The organism is Phenylobacterium sp. (assembly GCF_019636135.1).
Lineage (GTDB): Bacteria > Pseudomonadota > Alphaproteobacteria > Caulobacterales > Caulobacteraceae > Phenylobacterium.
Genome location: NZ_JAHBYD010000015.1, coordinates 15383 through 35595, shown reverse-complemented (window position 1 = coordinate 35595; position 20213 = coordinate 15383). Strand labels below are relative to the sequence as shown.

Annotated in this window: 15 protein-coding genes and 1 pseudogene; 3 read left to right on the top strand and 13 right to left on the bottom strand. The window is 70.4% G+C overall.

What is annotated here, in order from left to right:
* Positions 1–131: 131 nt before the first annotated feature.
* The 5 genes from KF737_RS11935 to KF737_RS11915 all read right to left on the bottom strand — a co-directional run bounded on the left by KF737_RS11935 (position 132) and on the right by KF737_RS11915 (position 7786).
* On the bottom strand, positions 132–839 hold the full coding sequence (locus KF737_RS11935; protein ID WP_296454717.1) for a DUF6624 domain-containing protein: 708 nt from the start codon (positions 837–839) through the stop codon (positions 132–134).
* Positions 840–904: 65 nt separating this feature from the next.
* Positions 905–1663: a DUF169 domain-containing protein gene (locus tag KF737_RS11930; RefSeq protein ID WP_296454715.1), complete on the bottom strand. Its 759-nt coding sequence runs from the start codon at positions 1661–1663 to the stop codon at positions 905–907.
* 57 nt (positions 1664–1720) lie between these two features.
* A complete protein-coding gene (locus KF737_RS11925; protein ID WP_296454713.1) occupies positions 1721–2356 on the bottom strand; it encodes a hypothetical protein in 636 nt (211 codons plus the stop codon).
* Positions 2341–3705, bottom strand: coding sequence for a hypothetical protein (locus KF737_RS11920; RefSeq protein ID WP_296454711.1), 1365 nt, complete (start codon positions 3703–3705; stop codon positions 2341–2343). The genes KF737_RS11925 and KF737_RS11920 overlap by 16 nt, the downstream gene beginning before the upstream one ends.
* A gap of 628 nt (positions 3706–4333) precedes the next feature.
* The gene (locus KF737_RS11915) at positions 4334–7786 is read right to left on the bottom strand and encodes an indolepyruvate ferredoxin oxidoreductase family protein (RefSeq protein ID WP_296454709.1); all 3453 of its coding nucleotides are present in this window, start codon (positions 7784–7786) and stop codon (positions 4334–4336) included.
* A 142-nt stretch (positions 7787–7928) separates the two neighbouring features.
* Between KF737_RS11915 and KF737_RS11910 the strand changes: the two genes are divergently transcribed.
* From KF737_RS11910 to KF737_RS11900, 3 genes are read left to right on the top strand one after another with little or no spacing between them, the layout of a single operon-like run.
* Entirely contained in the window at positions 7929–8426 is a 498-nt protein-coding gene (locus tag KF737_RS11910) for an Lrp/AsnC family transcriptional regulator (RefSeq protein WP_296454707.1), read from the top strand.
* A 22-nt stretch (positions 8427–8448) separates the two neighbouring features.
* Positions 8449–9339 carry a pirin family protein gene (locus KF737_RS11905; RefSeq protein WP_296454705.1) on the top strand — a complete coding sequence of 297 codons (891 nt, stop codon included), beginning with the start codon at positions 8449–8451 and terminating at the stop codon, positions 9337–9339.
* A gap of 31 nt (positions 9340–9370) precedes the next feature.
* Positions 9371–10741 (top strand): L-serine ammonia-lyase, encoded by a 1371-nt coding sequence (locus KF737_RS11900; RefSeq protein ID WP_296454703.1) that lies wholly within the window; start codon positions 9371–9373, stop codon positions 10739–10741.
* A gap of 3 nt (positions 10742–10744) precedes the next feature.
* On the opposite strand, the gene pgsA is transcribed toward KF737_RS11900, so the two are convergent.
* The 8 genes and pseudogenes from pgsA to KF737_RS22455 all read right to left on the bottom strand — a co-directional run.
* The gene (pgsA, locus tag KF737_RS11895) at positions 10745–11365 is read right to left on the bottom strand and encodes a CDP-diacylglycerol--glycerol-3-phosphate 3-phosphatidyltransferase (RefSeq protein ID WP_296454701.1); all 621 of its coding nucleotides are present in this window, start codon (positions 11363–11365) and stop codon (positions 10745–10747) included.
* 81 nt (positions 11366–11446) lie between these two features.
* A complete protein-coding gene (locus KF737_RS11890; RefSeq protein ID WP_296454700.1) occupies positions 11447–11578 on the bottom strand; it encodes a hypothetical protein in 132 nt (43 codons plus the stop codon).
* A gap of 686 nt (positions 11579–12264) precedes the next feature.
* The gene (locus KF737_RS11885) at positions 12265–13143 is read right to left on the bottom strand and encodes a hypothetical protein (protein WP_296454698.1); all 879 of its coding nucleotides are present in this window, start codon (positions 13141–13143) and stop codon (positions 12265–12267) included.
* 413 nt (positions 13144–13556) lie between these two features.
* A complete protein-coding gene (locus KF737_RS22460; protein ID WP_367273226.1) occupies positions 13557–13853 on the bottom strand; it encodes a DUF4431 domain-containing protein in 297 nt (98 codons plus the stop codon).
* A 284-nt stretch (positions 13854–14137) separates the two neighbouring features.
* The gene (locus KF737_RS11880; protein WP_296454697.1) at positions 14138–15271 is read right to left on the bottom strand and encodes a hypothetical protein; all 1134 of its coding nucleotides are present in this window, start codon (positions 15269–15271) and stop codon (positions 14138–14140) included.
* Between the two features lie 80 nt (positions 15272–15351).
* Entirely contained in the window at positions 15352–17247 is a 1896-nt protein-coding gene (gene uvrC / locus KF737_RS11875; protein WP_296454695.1) for an excinuclease ABC subunit UvrC, read from the bottom strand.
* 559 nt (positions 17248–17806) lie between these two features.
* Positions 17807–19594 (bottom strand): long-chain-acyl-CoA synthetase, encoded by a 1788-nt coding sequence (locus tag KF737_RS11870; protein ID WP_296454693.1) that lies wholly within the window; start codon positions 19592–19594, stop codon positions 17807–17809.
* Between the two features lie 321 nt (positions 19595–19915).
* Positions 19916–20050, bottom strand: a pseudogene (locus KF737_RS22455) (ClpX C4-type zinc finger protein); the annotation flags it as partial.
* Positions 20051–20213: the final 163 nt, after the last annotated feature.

Below are 20213 nucleotides of genomic sequence, written 5' to 3'. Positions count from 1 at the left end.
GAGAGGCGCGCCGCGCTCAGCCCCTCCCCGGCCCTTCGTGTTCTTCGTGCCCTTCGTGGTTGAACCGACACGGCGCTGCCGCGCCATCGAAGTTGACAGGTCCGCGCAACCTACCGGCGCCGCAGTCCGCGCTACTCCCCGCCGCGCGGTGGAGGCGGCGTACAGGCGCCGTAAATCTTGTCCAGCTCCGCAAGATACTCCGTCATTGGCGGCAATCCGATCTCGCGGCGGCGCTTGTCCAGACTCTCCGGATCCTCGATGTCTTCAGGCCGCGCGTGCCGTTCGCCCTCGCACGTCGGACGCTGCGTGCCGAACCGCTGGGGACGTCCTTCCTGCACGGCCACGCGGTCGAACAGGGTCGCATAGCCGCGCGGCGTCTCGGCGCCGACCAGCGGCTGCATCTTCGAAAGCACGAGCTTCTGGAACGTATCGTCGTTGGAGTGGCTGACGATCAGGTCGGCTGCGGCCTCGGCCCGTGGGCCGACCTCGCTGCGCCGAAACCACGGCCCGTCGCCAAGCAAGGCCTTCAGGCGTGCGGTGTGCTGCTGATCGATCGGGCGGTAGTGTTCTCGCCATACGTCATCGAGGTCGGCCCGTTCGGCGTCCGTGGCGGTTCGGCGCAATGCGAGGAAACGGTCGCGCATGAGGCGGTCGACGGCCCCCATTCCGGCCAGCTCGCTCACGATCTGCTGCTTGGCGCGAACCTGTTCAATGGCGACGAGCGCCGCCTTGCCCGCAGGCGTCGCCTGAGCGCGGGCTGTCTGAGCGTGCGCAAGGCCGAACGCCAGCGTCAGGACACAAACCCATATCCCGAACGGGATGTCGATTCTTCGAGCCATCATCGTCTTTCACGGATAGGTCGGCCGGAACCGCCCGGCCGACGTGGCGGCGGCCCTTGCCTTCCCTACGGCCCGTAGCTCACCGCCATCCCGGCCCGCACGTCCTGCTGCACGCCGTACTGCGGGAAGGGGTAGCGGAAGCCGTTCTTGCTGAGGGCCTTCATGCCGGCGATGGCCTTGACCAGGTGCTCGCCGGGCAGCGCCATCAGCATCTCGTCGTCCAGCACGCCGCCGTACCTCCGCTCGGCGAAGCAGGGGATGGAGAGGCTGGGCTCGTGCGTCGTCAGCGCCCGGCCCCAACTGTCGGCGCAGGCGCTCTCGCCCACCACGCCCCAGTCGAACTTCCTGTACCCGGACCACTGCAGCCCGTTGATGAAATAGATCATCGCGCCGGGCGTGGCGTAGAAGAGCGCGATGTCGAAGTCGGCGATCTTGCCGGCGCTCAAGGGGCCGATGGCCAGCGCCTCATAGCGCCCGTCCGGCACGCAGTGCATCGCCGCCTGGTGCGCGGTGGCGTCCTCGACGGTCTCGAACCAGACGCCGGTCATGTGCTTCCCCGACCGCCACTCCGGCGTCTTCGCCCCGCCCAGCCCCACGACGGCGCGGCACTGGCTCCCGACGAGGTCGTCCGCGGTCACGCCCACCGTCCAGCCCAGCCGCGACGCCTGCCCCACGAGCTGGTCCAGCGTGTGGACATGCTGCGGCCGTCGGATGCGCGGCACGGCCTCCATCTCGGCGCGGTCCTCGTAGAGCTTCATCCCGAACGGGATCGACCGCAGCTTCAGGAGCTGCTCCAACTCGGCGGTGATGACGGGCCAGTCCATTGGGGCCTCCCTGGCGTTTTCCGCCACGCTGGAGTTGTCGGAGCCGGGGCGCAAGCCTCAGGATTCGGGGGACGTCGGGCGCTTGCTCCCCGAGGCGCGGAAACGACGCTTCTCCGCCAATCGACGCCTCAGCTCTTCCTGGTGCTGAAGGGCCAGTTCACGCTCCTCCCCTTGCTGCATCCAGAACACGGGTGTCAGAACGCCATCTCCTACTGCGCCCTTACGCAGAATAAGGCGTGACCGAATCTCGCCCGTCAGCAGGAAGTGGTTGGCGTCGCGCAATCGCCTCTCCAGATGTCGGATTTCGCGCCGCAGCGACCGACGACCGCTCGTCCACTCAAAGCGAAGCAGTCCGCCGAATAGCCATGGCCGCCGGTCGAGTAGGATGACGTCCACGATGTGCCCTTTCGCCGTTGTCGGCGACTGGTCAGGACGCAGCATGCGCTCAAGCTGATCCGTCCTGAGATCGAGCGCGAACTTGGGCCTGCCGTATCGATCCCAGGTGAAGAAGATCTGGTCGGTGTAGCCATCCCGTTCACGGATCCAGTTGTTGATCCGGGGCGCACCCCACCAATCCGGCGTGCCCTTCGGTGGGTTGTCGAACCCCCAGGACGTCATCAGCGGCCGGACGGCCTTTCTGATCTCGTTCCGGAAGCGGGCCGTGTCCGAAGGCTGCTTCACCATCTGCCCCACGCGCTTGGCTCGTCGTCCTCAAGGTACACTGCGAACGGCGAGGCGGCCGCACCGCCCATCTTGCCAAAATCGCTGTATCGCCAGCCGTCCACAACATAGTCGACGTCGGGCCGGGCCTGCGCCTCGATCTGACGCGGGCTCAGCTTCGCCGTCGGACCCACCTTGGACTCGCCGATGCCGTAGCTCTTTCCGGGCTGGTTCGTGTCGAACTGGAGGTCCGTGACGGTGTACCGGCGACCGCCCAGCTTGAAGCGCCGGCCTTGTCGGTAGGGGACACCATCGCCTCGCGCCATCGTCTTCATCTGCGACGCCAGCTCTCCGAGGTTGCCCTTGTCGCGGATCGACAACCTGCTCGTCCCATAGGCCGCCCCGGCTCCGCCGAGGCCGCCCAGGATTGCGGAGGCTTGGGCATTGTCGATCGCGTCGTCCACGGAGGTCGGCCGCCCGGCGAACCGATCTTGCGCGACAGTGGTCGCCACGCCGCCCAGGCCCCCACCGATCACCGGCCCCAGCCGGAGCGTTCCAACGCCGTCGATGGCGCCGCCCAACGCTGCGCCGCCGTAGCCGCTCGCTGGGCTGACGCGACCCGACATCGCGTCCGAAACGGCTTGCGACACCAAGCCCGCCCCAGCCCCGCCCGTAGCCGCCATGGTGGTCAGCCCACGCGGATCGAGCGCATAGCGGGACTTCGTGAGCGCCTGCACGAGTTCCGCGCCGCGCGGCGTCAGGGCCACTGCGCCCCGGAGCGTCGCCGGCGCGCCGAGCACGGCGATTCCGGTTCCGACGCCTGCAATCCGGCCGGCGTTCCTGGCCAGACCGTAATGCTCCTGGTCGTAGGCGTCCTCTGCCCGCTTGACGTCCATGTTCTGCGAGTAGCGATCGCCAAACCCGGCAAGGCCGCCTTCGGCCAGGGCGCCGCCCGCGGACAAGGCGCGATCCGCGAGATGAAAGGACGCCTCATCGACGAAACCGCTGGTGGCGGCCCTGGCCTGCTCCCTGGCCTTCTTCAGGGCTTGCTCTCTCTGGTAGGCGTCGGGCGAAGCGACCGCACGGACGAACTTCTCCGTCTCGCGCACCGCCGCCTGCGCCTTCGGCGCGGCCTTCCGCGCCGCCGTCTCGGCCAATACCACGGGCAACTGGCCGGTGACGGCCGCCAGGCCCAGGCGCCGCACGTCGGCCGGCGTCCGGGCGATGACTTGCTGACCTGTCCTTATCGCGGCGGCGTAGACTTGGCGGCCTCGGGCTTCGAGGTCGTTCGCGGCGTGCCTCAGTTCGGCCTGACGCTGCCTGATCCACCGCTCCGTCGCCTCGCGCTGCGCGCGCAACTCCTCTTGCAGGCTCGCGGCCATGCTGGTTCCCCTTTCCTGATGCTTTTGCAGGGCAGGGGCGCGAGGGACGAGGCCCGCCTAGGCAGGCTTGTTCGTGCGAGACGCGTTATCCCAGCTTCGAGCCACAATCTCATACACGGCCGAGCCTGCCAAGAACAAACGATGAACATATTGAGAGCCAATCGACCCTCGGCGACCCGGGCGAGCACCCTTCTCCCCTCAAGGGAAGGCGGCGCGCCGGATGAGGGGTTCGTGCAAGCCCTTCGGCTTCGGTGGCGCGTCGGCGCCGCTTTGATTCAACCACGGAAAACACAGAAAACACGGAAGGCGGCGGCTCCCGCGGATGGAGCCTCTTCCGTGTTTTCTGTGTTTTCTGTGGTCCATCTCAAAGGCGCCTGCGGCGCGCAGGATGCTCGCTCGCTCGCCCGGCGCGGCGCCTCATCCGTCAGCCTGCGCGCCGGACGAGCGGTTGTGCGAGCTTTCCAGCCGCGTGGGCGCGTCAGCGCCGACTTGATTCAACCACGGACCACACGGACCACACCGACGCGGCTGCCGCGCCCCGGAACCCGTCCGTGTGGTTCGTGTGGTCCGTGGTTCCAAATGAGGGCGCCTTCGGCGGGCAGGGTGCTCGCCCGCCCGGCGCGCCCCCTCACCCGTTCGCCTCAGCCGTGACCGTTTCCTTCGCGCCCGCCTCGCGCCACGCCTTCCACAGCCGCTTCGCTTCAGCCTTGGCCGGACCCACCGACGCCTCCTTCACATGGCCGAAGCCGCGGATCTGCTGCGGGACGGCCGCGAGCTGGACCGAGAGGCGGTGGTTGGCCTGGGTGAGGCCGGCGGCCAGCTTGTCGATGTCGGCTTCGAAGTCGGCGATCAGGCCGCGCTCCATCCTGCGCTCGGCGGTCCTGCCGAAGACGTCGAGGACGCCGCCGCGCAGGCCCTTCAGCCTGGCCAGCGCCGGGAACGCCAGGTCCAGCATCCAGGGCGGGAAGGCCATCTTCACCGGCTTGCCATCCGGCCCCTTGCGGGCCAGCAGCGGCGGGCTGAGCCACACCTTGGCCTTGCCGCCCTTGAAGGTCTCGGCGCGGTACTTCGCGAAGCGGCCGTCGGTGTAGAGCCGCGCCACCTCGTACTCGTCCTTGTAGGCCATCAGCTTGTAGAGGCTGACCGCGACGGCGCGGGTGAGGTCGGTCGAGCCCAGCGCGGCCTCGGCGGCGCGCACCGTCTCCACGCGGGCGAGGTACCGGTCGGCGTAGGCCTTGTCCTGGTAGGCGGCGAGCTCGGCCGCGCGGTGCGCGATCAGCTCGCCGAGCGGCATGGTCTCGGGCGTCGGCACGTCGTCCTCGCGCTTGCCGCGGGCCGAGGGGTCGTGGGCCGCCTTCCGGCCGAGCTCGAAGGCCTGCAGGTTGGCCTCGGCCTCGACGCCGTTGAGCTGGATGGCGCGGTAGAGCGCGCGGCTGGAGACCGGGATCACGCCCTTCTGCCAGGCGAAGCCCAGCATGATCATGTTGGCGTAGATCGCATCGCCGAGCCGGCTCTCGGCCAGGTGGCTGGCGGGCGCCGCGTCATAGCTCTGGACCGCCGCGGCGATGCGCCGGCCCTGCTCGTCGGCGTCGAAGCGCACGTCGCGGTCGGTGACGAAGTCGGCGGTGGGCGCGAAGTCGGCGTTGCCCACGGCCACCGTCCGGTCCTTGGCGTAGAGCGCCAGCGCGTCGGGGCCGGCGGCCGAGAGCAGGTCGCAGGCGATCAGCACGTTGGCCGAGGCGGCCGGCACGCGGCCGCCGATGGTGGTCGTCTCGGTCTCGCCGATCCGCACGTGGCTGAAGACCGCCCCGCCCTTCTGCGCGAGGCCGGTCATGTCGACCACGCTGGCCGAGCGGCCGTCGACGTGGGCCGCCATGGCCAGGATCGACGCCACGGTCGTCACGCCAGTGCCGCCCACGCCCGTGAAGACGATGTTGCGGACGCCCTTCAGGTCCTGGAACGCCGGCAGCGGCGTCGAGTCGGCCGTCAGCGCCGGCATCTTCTCGCGGTGGGCGTTCTCGGCGCCCTCCAGCGTGATGAAGCTGGGGCAGAAGCCGTCCAGGCACGAATAGTCCTGGTTGCAGGTCGACTGGTTGATCTTCCGCTTGCGGCCGAATTCTGTGTTCAGCGGCTCGACCGAGACGCAGTTCGACTTGACCGAGCAGTCGCCGCAGCCCTCGCAGACCAGCGGGTTGATCATCACCCGCTGCGGGGCGGCGGCCATCTTGCCGCGCTTCCTGCGGCGGCGCTTCTCGGTGGCGCAGACCTGGTCGTAGATCAGCACCGTGACGCCGGCCGTGTCGCGCAGCTCGCGCTGCACCTTCATCAGCTCGATGCGCGGCCGCACCTCGACGCCGGGAGCCAGGTCGGTGACCTTCTCGTAGCGCTCGGGCTCGGCGGCCACGACCACCACCTTGGCCACGCCTTCCGAGGCGAGCTGGCGGGTGATCTGCGGAACCGTGAAGCCGCTCTCGGCCCGCTGGCCGCCCGTCATGGCGACCGCGTCGTTGAACAAGAGCTTGTAGGTCATGTTGGCGCCCGCCGCGACGGCGGCCCGGATCGCCAGCGAGCCGGAGTGGTTGTAGGTGCCGTCGCCGAGGTTGACGAAGACGTGCTTCTCGTCGGTGAAGGGCGAGGCCCCGACCCACGAGAGGCCCTCGCCGCCCATGTGGCTGTTCAGGTCGGTCGACGGGTCGTTGAAGCTGGCCATGTAGTGGCAACCGATGCCGGCCAGGGCGCGGCTGCCCTCGGGCAGGCGGGTCGAGGTGTTGTGCGGGCAGCCCGAGCAGAAGAAGGGCTTCCGCTGCTGGTCGGCCGAGAGCGTGACGGCGGCCATCGAGGCGGCCGAGACGCGGTTCAGGTAGTCGTAGACGCGGTCCATGTGGCCGCCGGCCGGCAGGCGGTCGGCGATGGCCAGCGCGATCTCGGCCACCGACAGCGACGTGAGCTCGGAGAGCAGCGGCGCGCCCTTCTCGTCGGCCTTGCCGATGATCACTGGCCGGGCGTGGGCGGGCAGGTCGTAGAGCGCGGCGCGGGCCTGGGTCTCGATCAGCGGCCGCTTGTGCTCGATCACCATCAGGGTCTCGAGGCCGGCGGCGAAGGCGCGGATGCCGGTCGGCTCCAGGGGCCAGGGCATGCCGACCTTGTAGATGGCGACGCCCAGCGATGCGGCCTCGGCCTCGGCGATCCCCATGGCGGCGAAGGCCTCGATGACGTCCTTGTAGGCCTGGCCCTGGCAGACGATGCCCAGGCGCGGCCGGGCCGCGCCCAGCATGATCCGGTCGATCCGGTTGGCGCGGGCGAAGGCCAGCGCCGCGGGGATCTTCTGGGTCCGCAGGCGCCGCTCCTTGTCGAGCGGCTGGTCCTTGAGTCGGATGCCGAGGCCGCCCGCCGGGAGGCGGAAGGTCTCGGGCGTCACGAACCGGTGGCGCGAAAGCGAGACGTCGATGGTCGCGCCGGAGTCCATGGTGTCGGCCAGCGCGATCATCCCGACCCAGAGGCCGGAGAAGCGGCTGAGCGCGAAGCCCAGCAGGCCGTAGTCCAGCACCTCCTGCACGTCGGCCGGCGACAGCACCGGCATCTCGAAGTCCTGGAAGGCGTACTCCGACTGCGACGGGAGCGTGGAGGACTTGCAGGTGTGGTCGTCGCCGGCCACCGCCAGCACGCCGCCCTTGGGCCAGACGCCGGCGAAGTTGGCGTGCTTGAAGGCGTCGCCGGTGCGGTCGACGCCGGGCGCCTTGCCGTACCACATGCCGAAGACGCCGTCGTAGCGCGCGCCCGGGAACAGGTTGGCCTGCTGGCTGCCCCACACCGCGGTCGCCGCGAGGTCCTCGTTCAGGCCCTCCTTGAACACGACCTCGGCCGCTTTCAGGGACTTGCCCGCGCGCGCGGCCTGCTGGTCGAGCCCGCCCAGGGGCGAGCCGCGATAGCCCGAGACGAAGCCTGCCGTGTTCAGCCCCGCCGCCCGGTCGAGCCGCCTCTGGTCCATCAGGACCCGCAGGAGCGTCTGCACCCCGGTGATGAACACCCGGCCATCCGTGAGCAGAAATTTGTCGTCGAGCGTCACTTCCTGGTGGCGCATCGCAATTTTCTTCCTTTCGGGCCTCCCCACGCCGCCTGCAAGATCATATAAGTGCGCCGCAAATGCTTGCCAAAAGCATGCCCCGCGACATCCCATCCGGGGCAAGAACCATATGCCCTTATGGCGTCAACAGGAGGAAAACTTGTCCGAGGCCCTCGACGCGGTCGATGCCAAGATCCTGGATCTGATCCAGCACGACGCGGGTTTGTCCGTCGCCGAGATCGCCGAGCGGGTCGGTTTGTCGTCCAGCCCCTGCTGGCGGCGCATCAAAAGGCTGGAAGACGCCGGCGTGATCCAGCGCCGCGTGACCATCCTGGACCGCGACAAGCTGGGCCTGGGCTTCGAGGTCTATTGCACCGTCAAGCTCAGCCTGCCGACCAAGGAGAACCTCGAGAGCTTCGAGACCGCCATCGGCAAGCTGGCCGAGGTGGTTCAGTGCGCCACGGTCACCGGGGCGTGCGACTACGAACTGCGGATCGTCACCCGCGACATGCATGCCTTCGACGACTTCCTGCGCGACAGGATCCTGGGCCTGGGCCTGGTGTCGAACATCGAGAGCCGCATCGTCATCCGCTCGGTGAAGAACACCACCGCCGCCCCGCTGGGCCTTGTCAGCCCCTATGTGAGCGCGCAGGGGTAGGTCTCCCCAAAGGAGCCTCGCCATGATCGACCTCGTGATCGACCAGCGCCGCAAGGACCTGGGCGGGTTCGAGGTGGGCCGGGTCCTGCCCTTCGCCAGGCGCCGCATGGTCGGGCCGTTCGTGTTCTTCGACCACATGGGCCCGGTGGACTTCCAGCCCGGCTTCCCGCGCAGCGTCGACGTGCGGCCGCACCCGCACATCGGGCTCTCGACCGTCACCTACCTGTTCGACGGCGCGATCACCCACCGCGACTCCACCGGCGTGACGCAGGACATCCACCCCGGCGAGGTGAACTGGATGACCGCGGGCTCGGGCATCACCCACTCCGAGCGGTTCGAGACCCTGCGCGACGAGGGCGGGTCGATGCACGGCATCCAGGCCTGGGTGGCGCTGCCGGCCGAGCTGGAGGAGACCGCCCCGGCCTTCGCCAACCACGGCCCGGACGACCTGCCCACCTACGAGGGCGGCGGCCTGTGGGCGCGGCTGATCGTCGGCAAGGCGTTCGGCGCCGAGGCCAAGGTCGCCACCCACTCGCCGATGTTCTACGTCCACTGGCGCCTCGACGCGGGCGCGCAGGCCGAGCTGCCGGCGGAGTATCCCGAGCGCGCCGCCTACGTCGCCCAGGGCCAGGTCGAGGCGGAGGGCCGCATCTGGCAGGCGGGCCAGATGCTGGTGTTCGCGCCCGGCCAGCCGGTGCTGTTCAAGGCCGTCACGCCGGCCATAATGATGCTGCTGGGCGGCGAGCCGCTGGGCCCGCGCTTCATCGAGTGGAACTTCGTCTCCTCATCGAAAGAGCGGATCGAGCAGGCCAAGGCCGACTGGCGCGCCGGGCGCATGAAGCTGCCCGACGCCGACCACGACGAATGGATCCCGCTGCCCGAGCCCGCGCCGCCGGCCAACCCGATGAGTTGAGGCCGGGTCCGCGCCGCTGTAGAGCCCGCCCATGCACGTCAGCGTCTTCGACCTCTTCAAGCTGGGGGTCGGCCCGTCCAGCTCGCACACCATGGGGCCGATGACGGCGGCGGGCCGTTTCCTGGAACGCCTGGGCGGCGACCTTGCGCGGACGGCGCGGGTGGAGACGACGCTCTACGCCTCGCTGGCGCTGACGGGCCGCGGGCACGCGACCGACCGGGCCGTGATCCTGGGGCTCGCGGGCTTCCAGCCGCGGACGCTGGACCCGGATGAGGCCGACGTCGTGATCGCGGCCGTGCGCGCGGGCGGCCGACTGAAGCTGGGCGGGACGCACGACATCGCCTTCGACGAGGCGCGCGACATCCTCTGGGAGGGGCGCACCCGGCTCCCGCAACACCCCAACGCCCTGAAGTTCACGGCCTTCGACGCCGGGGGCCGGGCGCTGGGCGAGCGGACCTACTTCTCCATCGGCGGCGGCTTCGTGCGCGACGAGGACGAGATCGCCCGGAACGCCCCGCCGGCGCGGGCGCTGCCGATCCCCTATCCGTTCGCCTCGGGCGCCGAGCTGCTGGAACAGGCCGAGACGGCGGGGCTGAGCATCGCGGAGCTGATGGCGGCCAACGAGCTCTCGGTGCGGACCGAGGCCGGGATCGACGCCGGCCTCGATGAGATCGCGCAGGCCATGTACGCCTGCATCGACCGCGGCATGAGGACCGAGGGCGTCCTGCCGGGGTCGCTGAAGGTGCAGCGCCGCGCCCACGGCATCTGGAGGAACCTGGTGGAGAACGCCGACCGCCAGATCGCCGACCCGCTGTCGGCGCTGGACTGGGTGAACCTCTGGGCGCTGGCGGTGAACGAGGAGAACGCCGCGGGCGGCCGGGTGGTCACGGCGCCCACCAACGGCGCGGCGGGCCTGCTGCCGGCGGTGCTGCGCTACTACGACCGCTTCCACGGCGGCACGGCGGCGGGGCGGCGCACCTTCCTGCTGACCGCCGCGGCGATCGGGGCGCTCTACAAGCGCAACGCCTCGATCTCGGGGGCCGAGGTGGGCTGCCAGGGCGAGGTGGGCGTGGCCTGCTCGATGGCGGCGGCGGGACTGGCGGCGGCGCTGGGCGCCACCAACGCCCAGATCGAGAACGCCGCCGAGATCGGGATGGAGCACAACCTCGGCCTCACCTGCGATCCCATCGGCGGGCTGGTGCAGATCCCCTGCATCGAGCGCAACGCCATGGGCGCGGTGAAGGCCATCGACGCCAGCCGCCTGGCCATGCTGGGCGACGGCCAGCACACCGTCAGCCTGGACAAGGTCATCGCCACCATGAAGCGCACCGGCGAGGATATGAGCCACGTCTACAAGGAGACCAGCCTGGGCGGGCTGGCGGTCAACCTGGCCGAGTGCTGAGGCTCAGGCCGAGAGCGCCTTGCGGGTCTGTTCCCAGTACTGGACGCCGGTGATCAGGGTCGCGAGGGTGGCGATCCAGAAGAGGGCGTGGGCGGCCACCTCGAAGCCCTCGCGGAAGGGCGTGCCGTCGGGGAGGCTGAAGGCGCCCCAGGCGGCGACGACCAGCTCCATGGCCAGCGCCGTGAGCTGGAGCGTCGTCTTCCACTTGGCGAGCAGGGTCACGGGCAGCTTCACCCCCTTGCCGGCGCCCACCTCGCGCAGGGCCGAAACGGTGAACTCGCGGAAAAGTATCAGGCCGGCGGGAAGAACAACCATAGGTTGGGGACCCAGGGATAGCAGGCCCAGGATCGCGCCGCAGACCAGCACCTTGTCGCCGATCGGGTCGAGGATGGCGCCCCAGACGCTCTCGGCGTGGAGCTTGCGGGCCAGCCAGCCGTCGAAGAAGTCGGTCACGGCCGCCAGGACGAAGGCGTAGACCGCCCAGCGCTGCAGCGCGAACTGGGTCTCGGGCTCGATGCGGTTCGAGAGGTAGGGCAGCGCCCCGGCCGCGGCGGCGAGCGCCACGAACATGAACAGCGCCATGACGAGGCGCGAGGCGGTCAGGATGTTGGGTAACGACTTCATGCGGCGAATCGAGCGTCCAAGCTTGGGCTTCGTTCCCGAGCTTAGCTGCTTCGTCTCGCCGCGGCCACGCCGCGCGCGGGCCTACGCCAGGCCGAACCCGGTCGTCAGCAGCATGATGGCGGCGGCGGCGAGGCCGGTGGAGACGACGAGCAGGGCCACGGCCCAGGGCGACGGGCGGGCGTCGGTCGCGGCCTTCGCGGTCTTGCGGGTCATCGGGGTCGGGGCTCCGGGATCCATCCTGGCCGCCGGTCTCGCAAGCCCGCCTTGAACCGCGCATGAACGCCGCCGTCAGGGAGGTTACCGCGGCCGGTAACCTCCCGGACCGCCGAGCGGGCGCCTAGAACCTCGACTGAAGGCGGACGGATCAAGGCTTTTGTGCGCTGCACACGGGGCGGCGGGGCGGATGGGGGCGGACCTTCGAGCTGCGTTGGCGCGTCAGCGCCGCTTTGATTCAACCACGGAAAACACAGAAAACACGGAAGGCGGCGGATCCCACAGGGCCCTTCTGTGTCCTCCGTGTTTTCTGTGGTTCAGTTTGAGGGCGCCTGCGGCGCGGGCTGCGCCGGCAGGTTGGCGCGACTGGGGTCGGTCCTCATGAGGGGGCGGACCTTCGAGCTGCGTGGGCGCATCAGCGCCGTTTCGATTCAACCACCAAGGGCACCAAGATCACCAAGGCGCCGCGGGTGAGCCGAGCGCGGGGCGCTTCCCGGACCCTTGGTGGTCTTGGTGGTCTTGGTGGTGAGAAATAGCGCGCCTGCGGCGCGGGCTGCGCCGTTGGCGCGCGTCCGTCCTCGATACCGCTCATCCCGGCATTCGCCGGGATGAGCGGAAGCCGGGATGAGCGGAAGCCGGGATGAGCGGAAATATTGAATTCGCTCGGAGGGGCTTGAGGCCGGGACCTAGAGCCAGCGGTCGGAGTCGTCGGCGGGGCCCGGCGGGGGCAGCGGCGTCTGGGGCTCGGACTTCGGCAGGGGATGGCCGTCGGGGCCGTAGCCGGGGGTCGGCGTGCCGGCCGCGTAGTGGCGGGCGCGGATGACGTGGGGCGGGTCGCCCCAGGGGCCTTCCGAGGTGCGCTCGGGCAGCATGGTCTCGCCGTTGGGGGTGTAGCAGACCACGCGGATCTGGCCGGTCTCGGGGTTCTTCTCGATCTGGAAGTGGCGGAAGAGGTAGGTATGCACCTCCTGCGGCCGGGGCGGCTCGACGGGCTTGAGCTTGCCGTGGGTGCGCGGCGACTGGATGGCGGCGGTCCAGCGCAACTGGGCGAGCTGCATGCGGGTGAGGAAGGTCGTCTCGGGCGTGGCGGCGAGCGCCATCCGCCACCCGAGGTCGGCGTAGCGGTCGGCCAGCGCCTCGCGCGCCAGGGTCAGCGCATCGCCGAACCCCGCCTCGTTCTGCCTCCAGTACATGATGGTCCAGATCGGCGGCATGCGCGGGTCGTCGGCGATGGCGGTCAGCGTCTCGCCCTGCGACACCCGGACCACGATCTCGTGGGCGGCGACGGGGTCGTAGCTCGACCCCACGCCGCCGCCCAGGCGCAGGCCCATGGCCTTGGCGCGGTCGTAGATCGCCTTGAAGCGGGGCAGCTCGCGCACCCAGCGGCCGACCGTGCCGCGGCTCGGCATGTCGGCGTCGGCGCAGATGGCGACGAGCTTCTCGCCGGCGGCGACGCGGGCGCAGATCGCCCGCGCGAGCCTGGCGGAATACTGGATGTAGGCGCGCGAGGCCCGGCGCCGGGGCGCAGGCTCGGGCGCGCCGCGCGGCAGGCGGCGGGGCGGCATGGGCATGTCCTCAGAGGCCCCGCGGGCGGCGCCGCGCAGAGCGTTTGCAGCGGATGGGAAGGCCGGCCGGCGAGGTGCTGCGCCCCGGGCGCAATTCACCAGCTTCGGTGACGGAATATGGGGGACGCGACGGCGGACGTCAAGAACAAAATGAGAACATTTAGCGCTCCCGGGCGCGGCAGCGCCTAGGGAGAGGCGGTGGGACGCCGGGGTGAGGAGCGGGCCTTCGCCTCCTCCCCCCGTTTGTCATCCCGGTTTGGGCGCAACCCAAGACCGGGACCCAACCCTCGGGCGTATCGACGGCAGGAGGACGGCCCTGGCGGTCGGGGCCGGATCACCATCTCAGAGCACCGGAGGGTTGGGTCCCGGTCTTTGGCCTTACGGCCAAAACCGGGATGACAAACGGGGGGTTGCTAGCGGGCCGCGCCTGCAACGGTCACCCTGTCGGCGATGGGCACGAGCGGCGCGTGATGGTGACCGGTGTGCGCGCCGAAGGCCTTGCCCCTGACCGTAACGGTCCTTCCCACCGCGGCCTTGAGCGCTCCGCGGATCGCGTCGTCGGACCCAACCGAGGGCCGTGCGTCGATGCCGTGTAGCGAGGCGTGACATCGACGCGGCCGGCCGGAAGCGCTCCGGCGCGACCGGGCCTGGGAGAGGAGGTGGGACGCCGGGGTGAGGAGCGGACCCGCGCCTTTCCCCCCGTTTGTCATCCCGGTTTGGGCGCAGCCCAAGACCGGGACCCAACCCTCGGGCGTATCGACGGCAGGAGGACGGCCCTGGCGGCCGGGGCCGGATCACCATCTCAGAGCACCGGAGGGTTGGGTCCCGGTCTTCGCGTGCCGCGAAACCGGGATGACAAACGGGGGGGATGACAAACGGGGCGGGGAGCGGACGCTTGCGTCCTCTCCGCTCCCGCTTTGCGGGGGGAGAGGAGTGGGACGTTTGCGAAGGGTGGTTGGCGGACCTCACCGCCCCCGCCCCCGCGCCGGCTGCGCTAGCGTGCGCGCCAGTGGTTGGCGATGAAGGCGCGGAGGTCGTGGTGGCAGGTGATCTCGACGTCGCGCAGGGCGGCGAGCTTTTCCGGCAGGTCGCCGCGGTCGAAGCGGGTGCGGGCCCTGGCGAGGGCGGCGGCGTAGGCGGCGTAGCGGGTGGCGTCGCCGGCCAGGCGGCGGTCGTCGTTGACGACGCTGATGGCCATGGCGGCGACGAGGGCGCCGGCGGCCACCTCCAGGGCGAGCTTCACGTCGGCGCCGCCCGGCGCGCGGTCCAGGGCGAAGACGAGCACGGCGGCCATGACGCCGGTGACCACGGCGGCGGCCAGCAGCAGGCGGCTCAGCATCCGGACCACCGAGGCCCGCTGGCCCGGCGCGCCCAGCGAGGCGCCGAGCTTGCGCTCCACGTAGGCGAGCTGGCCCTCCAGCCGCTGGCCGCGCAGCAGGGAGAGCAGGAGGTCGAGGTCCTTCGACGGCTCGGGGGGCGCAGGCGGCGTCGACCATTCGGGCGCGACCCAGGCCTCGGCGTCGTCCTCGACGGGGCGGGCGAGCCTCGGGACCTGGCCCGGCAGGTCCTCGGGCGCGGGCAGGCCTTCCAGCATGCGCGCCCGGGCGGCCCGCCAGTCGGCGAGCGCGGCGTCGTCGGACATGGCGCGGGCGGCCAGGCCCGGATTGTTGACCACCGCCTGGAAGTAGAGCGCCCTCACCCGCTCGGCCCCGAACCGCCGGGCCAGCGCGCGGGCCCTGGCCCCCGCGCCGAAGCGGTGGACGGCCATCATCGCGAGGCCCGCGACCACGAGCACGGCGGCCACCCGCTCCACCACCTGCTCGCCGCCGACGGCCAGGGGCGAGGCCATCGCGAGCACCAGGCCCAGCGTCGCCAGCGCCACCGAGAGCTGGCCGAACCGGCGGTCGCGGCGGCCGTCGCGGGTGGCGGGCGGATCGTAGCGGTCGAACAGCGCGCGCAGCTCGGGCCAGTCCAGCACGCGCAGGGCCTGCGGGTGGCGGGCGCCCAGGGCCGCGCGGGCGGCCTCGGTCTGCAGGACGTCGTCGTTGGTCCAGCCGGCCAGGACGTCGGCGAAGAGGCCCGGACGCGCCTCCGTCCCGGGCTGGGCGTAGCGGCGGGCCGTCGCCATCGCAGTCTCCCCCGACGTCCGGGGCCGCGCCGGGACGTCTCGGCGGGACTATGCGCGAATAACGGCGGTCGGCGGAAGCCCTACCCCTTGCGGAAGAAGTCGTGGATGCGCTGGGCGAGGGGGCCGCTGACGCCTTCCACCTTCGCCAGGTCCTCGACGCTGGCGCGGCTCACGCCCCGGGCCGAGCCGAAGGCGTGCAGCAGCGCGCGCTTGCGGCCGGGGCCGACGCCCTCGATCTCGTCGAGGGGGTTCTTCTTCAGGTCCATGGCGCGGCGGGTGCGGTGGGAGCCGATGGCGAAGCGGTGGGCCTCGTCGCGCAGGCGCTGGAGGTAGTAGAGGACCGGGCTCTTGGGCTCGAGCATGAAGTAGGGCTTGCCCGGGATGTAGAAGCGCTCGAGCCCGGCGTCGCGGTCGGGGCCCTTGGCGACGCCCACGACGGGGATGTCGTCGACGCCCAGGTCGGCCATGATCTCGACCACCACGCCCACCTGGCCCATGCCGCCGTCGATCAGGACCAGGTCGGGGCGGACCGCCTCGCCCCCCTTTCCCGAGAGCATCCCCTCCTCTTCCTCCTTCACCAGGCGGCCGAAGCGGCGGCGCAGCACCTCCTTCATCATCCCGAAGTCGTCGCCGGGGGTGAGGTCCGAGCCCTTGATGTTGAACTTGCGGTACTGGCTCTTCTGGAACCCCTCGGGGCCGGCCACGATCATGCCGCCGACGGCGTTCGTGCCCATGATGTGGCTGTTGTCGTAGACCTCGATCCGCTCGGGCGGCGCCTCCAGGCCGAACGCCTCGCAGACCTGGGCCAGCAGCTTCGTCTGCGCCGAGCCCTCGGCCATCTTCCGCCCCAGCGCCTCGCGGGCGTTGGTGAAGGCGTGCTGGACGAGCCCCTTCTTCTCGCCGCGCTGGGGCCGGGCGATCTCGACCCTGCGGCCCGACTTCTGGGCGAAGGCCTCGGCGATCAGGCCGCACTCGGCGGGCTCGACGTTGACCAGGATGAGCTTCGGGATCGGCTTGTCGTCGTAGAACTGGCCCAGGAAGGCGCCCATGACGTCGGCGTCCTCGTCGGACTTGTCCACGCCCCCCTGCGGAATCTTGGGAAAGTAGGCGCGGTTGCCCCAGTTCTGGCCGGCGCGGAAGAAGAAGACCTGGACGCAGGCCTGGCCGCCCTCGGCGTGCAGCGCGAAGACGTCGGCCTCGTCGACCGTCTCGGGGTTGATCGAGGTCTCCTGGGCGACGCTGGCCAGCGCGCGGATGCGGTCGCGCAGGCGGGCGGCCCGCTCGAACTCCATCTCCTCGGCCGCGGCGGTCATCTGCTCGGCCATCCTGGCGATCACCGCGCGGGACTTGCCGCGCAGGAAGTCGCCGGCCTGCTCCACGAGGCCGGCGTAGTCCTCGATGGAGACCAGCCCCGTGCAGGGCGCCGCGCAGCGCTTGATCTGGTGCAGCATGCAGGGGCGCGTGCGGCTCTCGTAGACGCTGTCGGAGCAGGAGCGGAGCAGGAACGCCTTCTGCAGGGTGTTCAGCGTCTTGTTGACCGCATTGGCGCTGGCGAAGGGGCCGAAGTAGTCGCCCTTGATGGTGTGGGCGCCGCGGTGCTTGCGGAGCTGGGCGGCCGGGTGCTCGCGGCGGATGACGATCTCGGGGAAGCTCTTGTCGTCGCGCAGGAGGACGTTGAAGCGCGGCTTGAGCTGCTTGATCAGGTTGATCTCGAGCAGCAGGGCGTCGGTCTCGGTGCGGGTGGTGACGAACTCCATCGACCGGGTCTGGTCGACCATGTGGGCGATGCGCTGGGTGTGGAAGCGGCCTTGCGCGTACTGGATCACCCGCTTCTTCAGGCTGCGGGCCTTGCCGACGTAGAGCACCTCGCCGTCGTCGCCCATCATCCGGTACACGCCCGGCCTGTCCGGCAGGCGCCTGACCTCGTCCTTGATGAGCGCGGCGCCGCGCAGGGGCGCCATGGCAGTCTCCGACATGGCCCAAGATATAGGCGAGTCCGGGCGCGCTTGCGCGCGCTTGAAACCGCAGAGATGCGCAAAGGGGTCCGGGCCGCCCCGGGCCCTCCGCGCATCTCCGCGATCTCCGCGGTCGAATACCGGCGCGGACCCCTGCCGATGACCGCGACCAGATGCGGGCCCGGGCGCGAGCCCCTCCCCCTTGCGGGCAGGGCAATCGCATATGGCCTGTGGGCGGCTCGTCCGCCCGATTCTTGAACCGCAGAGATCGCAGAGACACGCAGAGAGGGTCGTGGATCCACCGGAATCCTCTGCGCATCTCCGCGATCTCTGCGGTTTGACTGACGGCCTTTCGGCCGCCCGCATCCATATGCGATTGCCCTGCCCTTGCGGGGAGGGGTTTGGGGTGGGGGCGCCAACCTTCGGGCGCGGCGCCGACACCCCCACTCCCAACCCTCTCCCCGCGAGGGGGAGAGGGCTTTCCCCGTCAATGCGCTGGACCTGCGGCGATCTCGGTCAGGTGGAAGGGTCCTGCTTCCGGGCCGAGGCCCTGCAGCCGCTTCCGTTCGCGCAGGCCCGCTTAGATCTTCACCGCTCCGGCGGCCAGGCGGTCGAACACCGACCTGGTCAGCTTCACGTAGCCGCGCCGGGGATCGTGGAAGAAGAGCGGGCCCTTGATCCTGGCGGGGTCGTAGCCGTCCTTCACCAGGTCCATCTTGCGGATCTTGAAGGTGCCGGTGGTGTCCATGGCCGGCAGGATGCGCAGGAACAGCGGCTGGGCGTAGCCGGGCAGCTCGCGCTTCACATGCTCGCCGAAGGCCGTGGCGTCGAAGGCGCCGTCGAGGACCAGGGCGGCCATGCCGGCGCGGCCGTCGGCGCCGTCGACCTCGACCCCGAAGACGGTGGCCTGGGCGACGCCCGGGAACGCCTGCAGCCGGCCCTCGACCTCGCTGGTCGAGACGTTCTCGCCCTTCCAGCGGAAGGTGTCGCCGATGCGGTCGACGAAGTAGACGTAGCCCTCGGCGTCCATCCGCATCAGGTCGCCGGTGGCGAACCAGGCGTCGCCGCGCTCGAAGACGTTCTGGATCACCTTCTTCTCGGAGGCGGCCTTGTCGAGGTAGCCTGAGAACTCGCTGCGCGCGTCGCCGGCGATCCTGCCGACGCACTGGCCCACCTGGCCCGGCCCGCACTCGATGCAGAGGCCGTCCAGGCCGCGCACCACCTCGCCCGCCTCCACGTCGAACTGCACGAGGCGGAAGTTGACCTGCTTCTTCATCCACCGGGGCACGCGGCCGATCGCGCCCTCGCGGCCGTCGAAGTTGAAGGCCGAGACGTTGCCCTCGGTGGAGCCGTAGAACTCCAGGATCTCGGGGATGCGGAAGCGCTGCTTCATCACCGGCCAGACGTCGGGGCGCAGGCCGTTGCCGAAGGCGAGCCGGATCCTGTGGCGCGTCTCGTCCTCGTCGGGCGCGTGGTTGACGAGGTAGCGGCAGAGCTCGCCGATGTAGACGAACATGGTGCAGCCCTCGCTGACGATGTCGCCCCAGAACTGGCTGGCCGAGAACTTCCGCTTCAGCACCACCGAGCCGCCGTTGAGCAGCGCGGCGCCCAGGGCGCAGAGGCCGCCGGTGGCGTGATAGAGCGGCAGCGCCACGTAGATGCGGTCGGCGGCCCTGGCGTCGGTCGCGCCGGCGAACCCGCGCATGTAGAGCTGGACCCGCATGTGGGCGATGCGGGCCGCCTTGGGCAGGCCCGTCGTGCCCGAGGTGTAGATCAGCAGCGCCGTGTCGGCGGCGGTCATGTCCTCGCGCACCGAGCGGTCGGGCGGAAGCTGGCTGCAGCTCTTCAGCGCCTGGACGAGGTCGCGCTGGTCGCCCTGGGCGGGGCCGAGCACCCACTCGTGCATGGTGCGTTCGAGCAGCGCCTTGGCCTGGCCGAGGACCGGCGAGGTCTCGGGGTCGACGACGATGTGGCCGGCGCCCGAGATGTTCAGGCTGTGCGCCAGGGCCATGCCGGAAAGCTGGTTGTTGATCAGCGCGGTCACGACGCCCACCTTCGACAGGCCGTACCAGACCGCGAAATACTCCAGGCGGTTGGGCATGAAGAGCGCCACCACCTGGCCGCGGCGGATGTTCAGCCCCTTGGCCCAGTGCGCGTAGCGGTTGGCCATGGCGTCGAGCTCGCCGTAGGTGACCGTGCGGCCCTCGAAGGTCATGGCGGGGCGGGCGCGGTGCTGTTCGACGGCGGCCTGCAGGTCGTCGCAGATCAGGTTGTCCGAGTCCCTGGCGATCGACTTGACGCGCTTCAGCGTGCGCCGGAGGCCCTGCCAGAACTTCAGGTCGCGCTTGATCCGGGCCTGGAGCCGCATCCTCTCCCTCTCGCAAGTGAAGGGTGAGCTTGGCGAGCGCCGGTCGGGGCGGTCAAGGACCCCTCACGGATTTCGACCGCGTCGAAGTCCGTGACTCGCCCGGGGTCAGGAGAACCGCTCCCAGGCGGCCTGGCGGGACACGCCGAGCCTTTCGCCGATGGCGGCCCAGCTGACCTTGCGGGCGCGGAGCTGGTCGACGACCCATTCGAGCTGCGTACCCTGCCCGCGATAGTGGGACTCGATGGCCGGCAACTGGTCGAGCAGGCGCTCGGTGGGCAGCTCCTGCGGCGGCGTGTGGCCGGAGAGGTCGGGCGTGCGGCCCGCGATCCAGTCGCCCGCGAGGCCCACGCACGCGTCGCAGATCGAGACCCGGGCCGGGCCGGCCACCAGCTTGGCGACCTCATGCTGCGACTTCAGGCAGAACGAACAGTACCAGGTGGCCGACATGTCGGGCATCGGCGGCGGAGCGGTCTTGGGCGGCATGAGCGGCCTCGTGAGGGGCGTCCCGTTTGTCAAGGAATGCCTGACATTTCGGCCACGTCAAGGATATCCTGACAAAATCGATTGTGACGTTGTTGTGGCGATATCCGGAGCAGAAATCGGACATCGACCTCCAGTA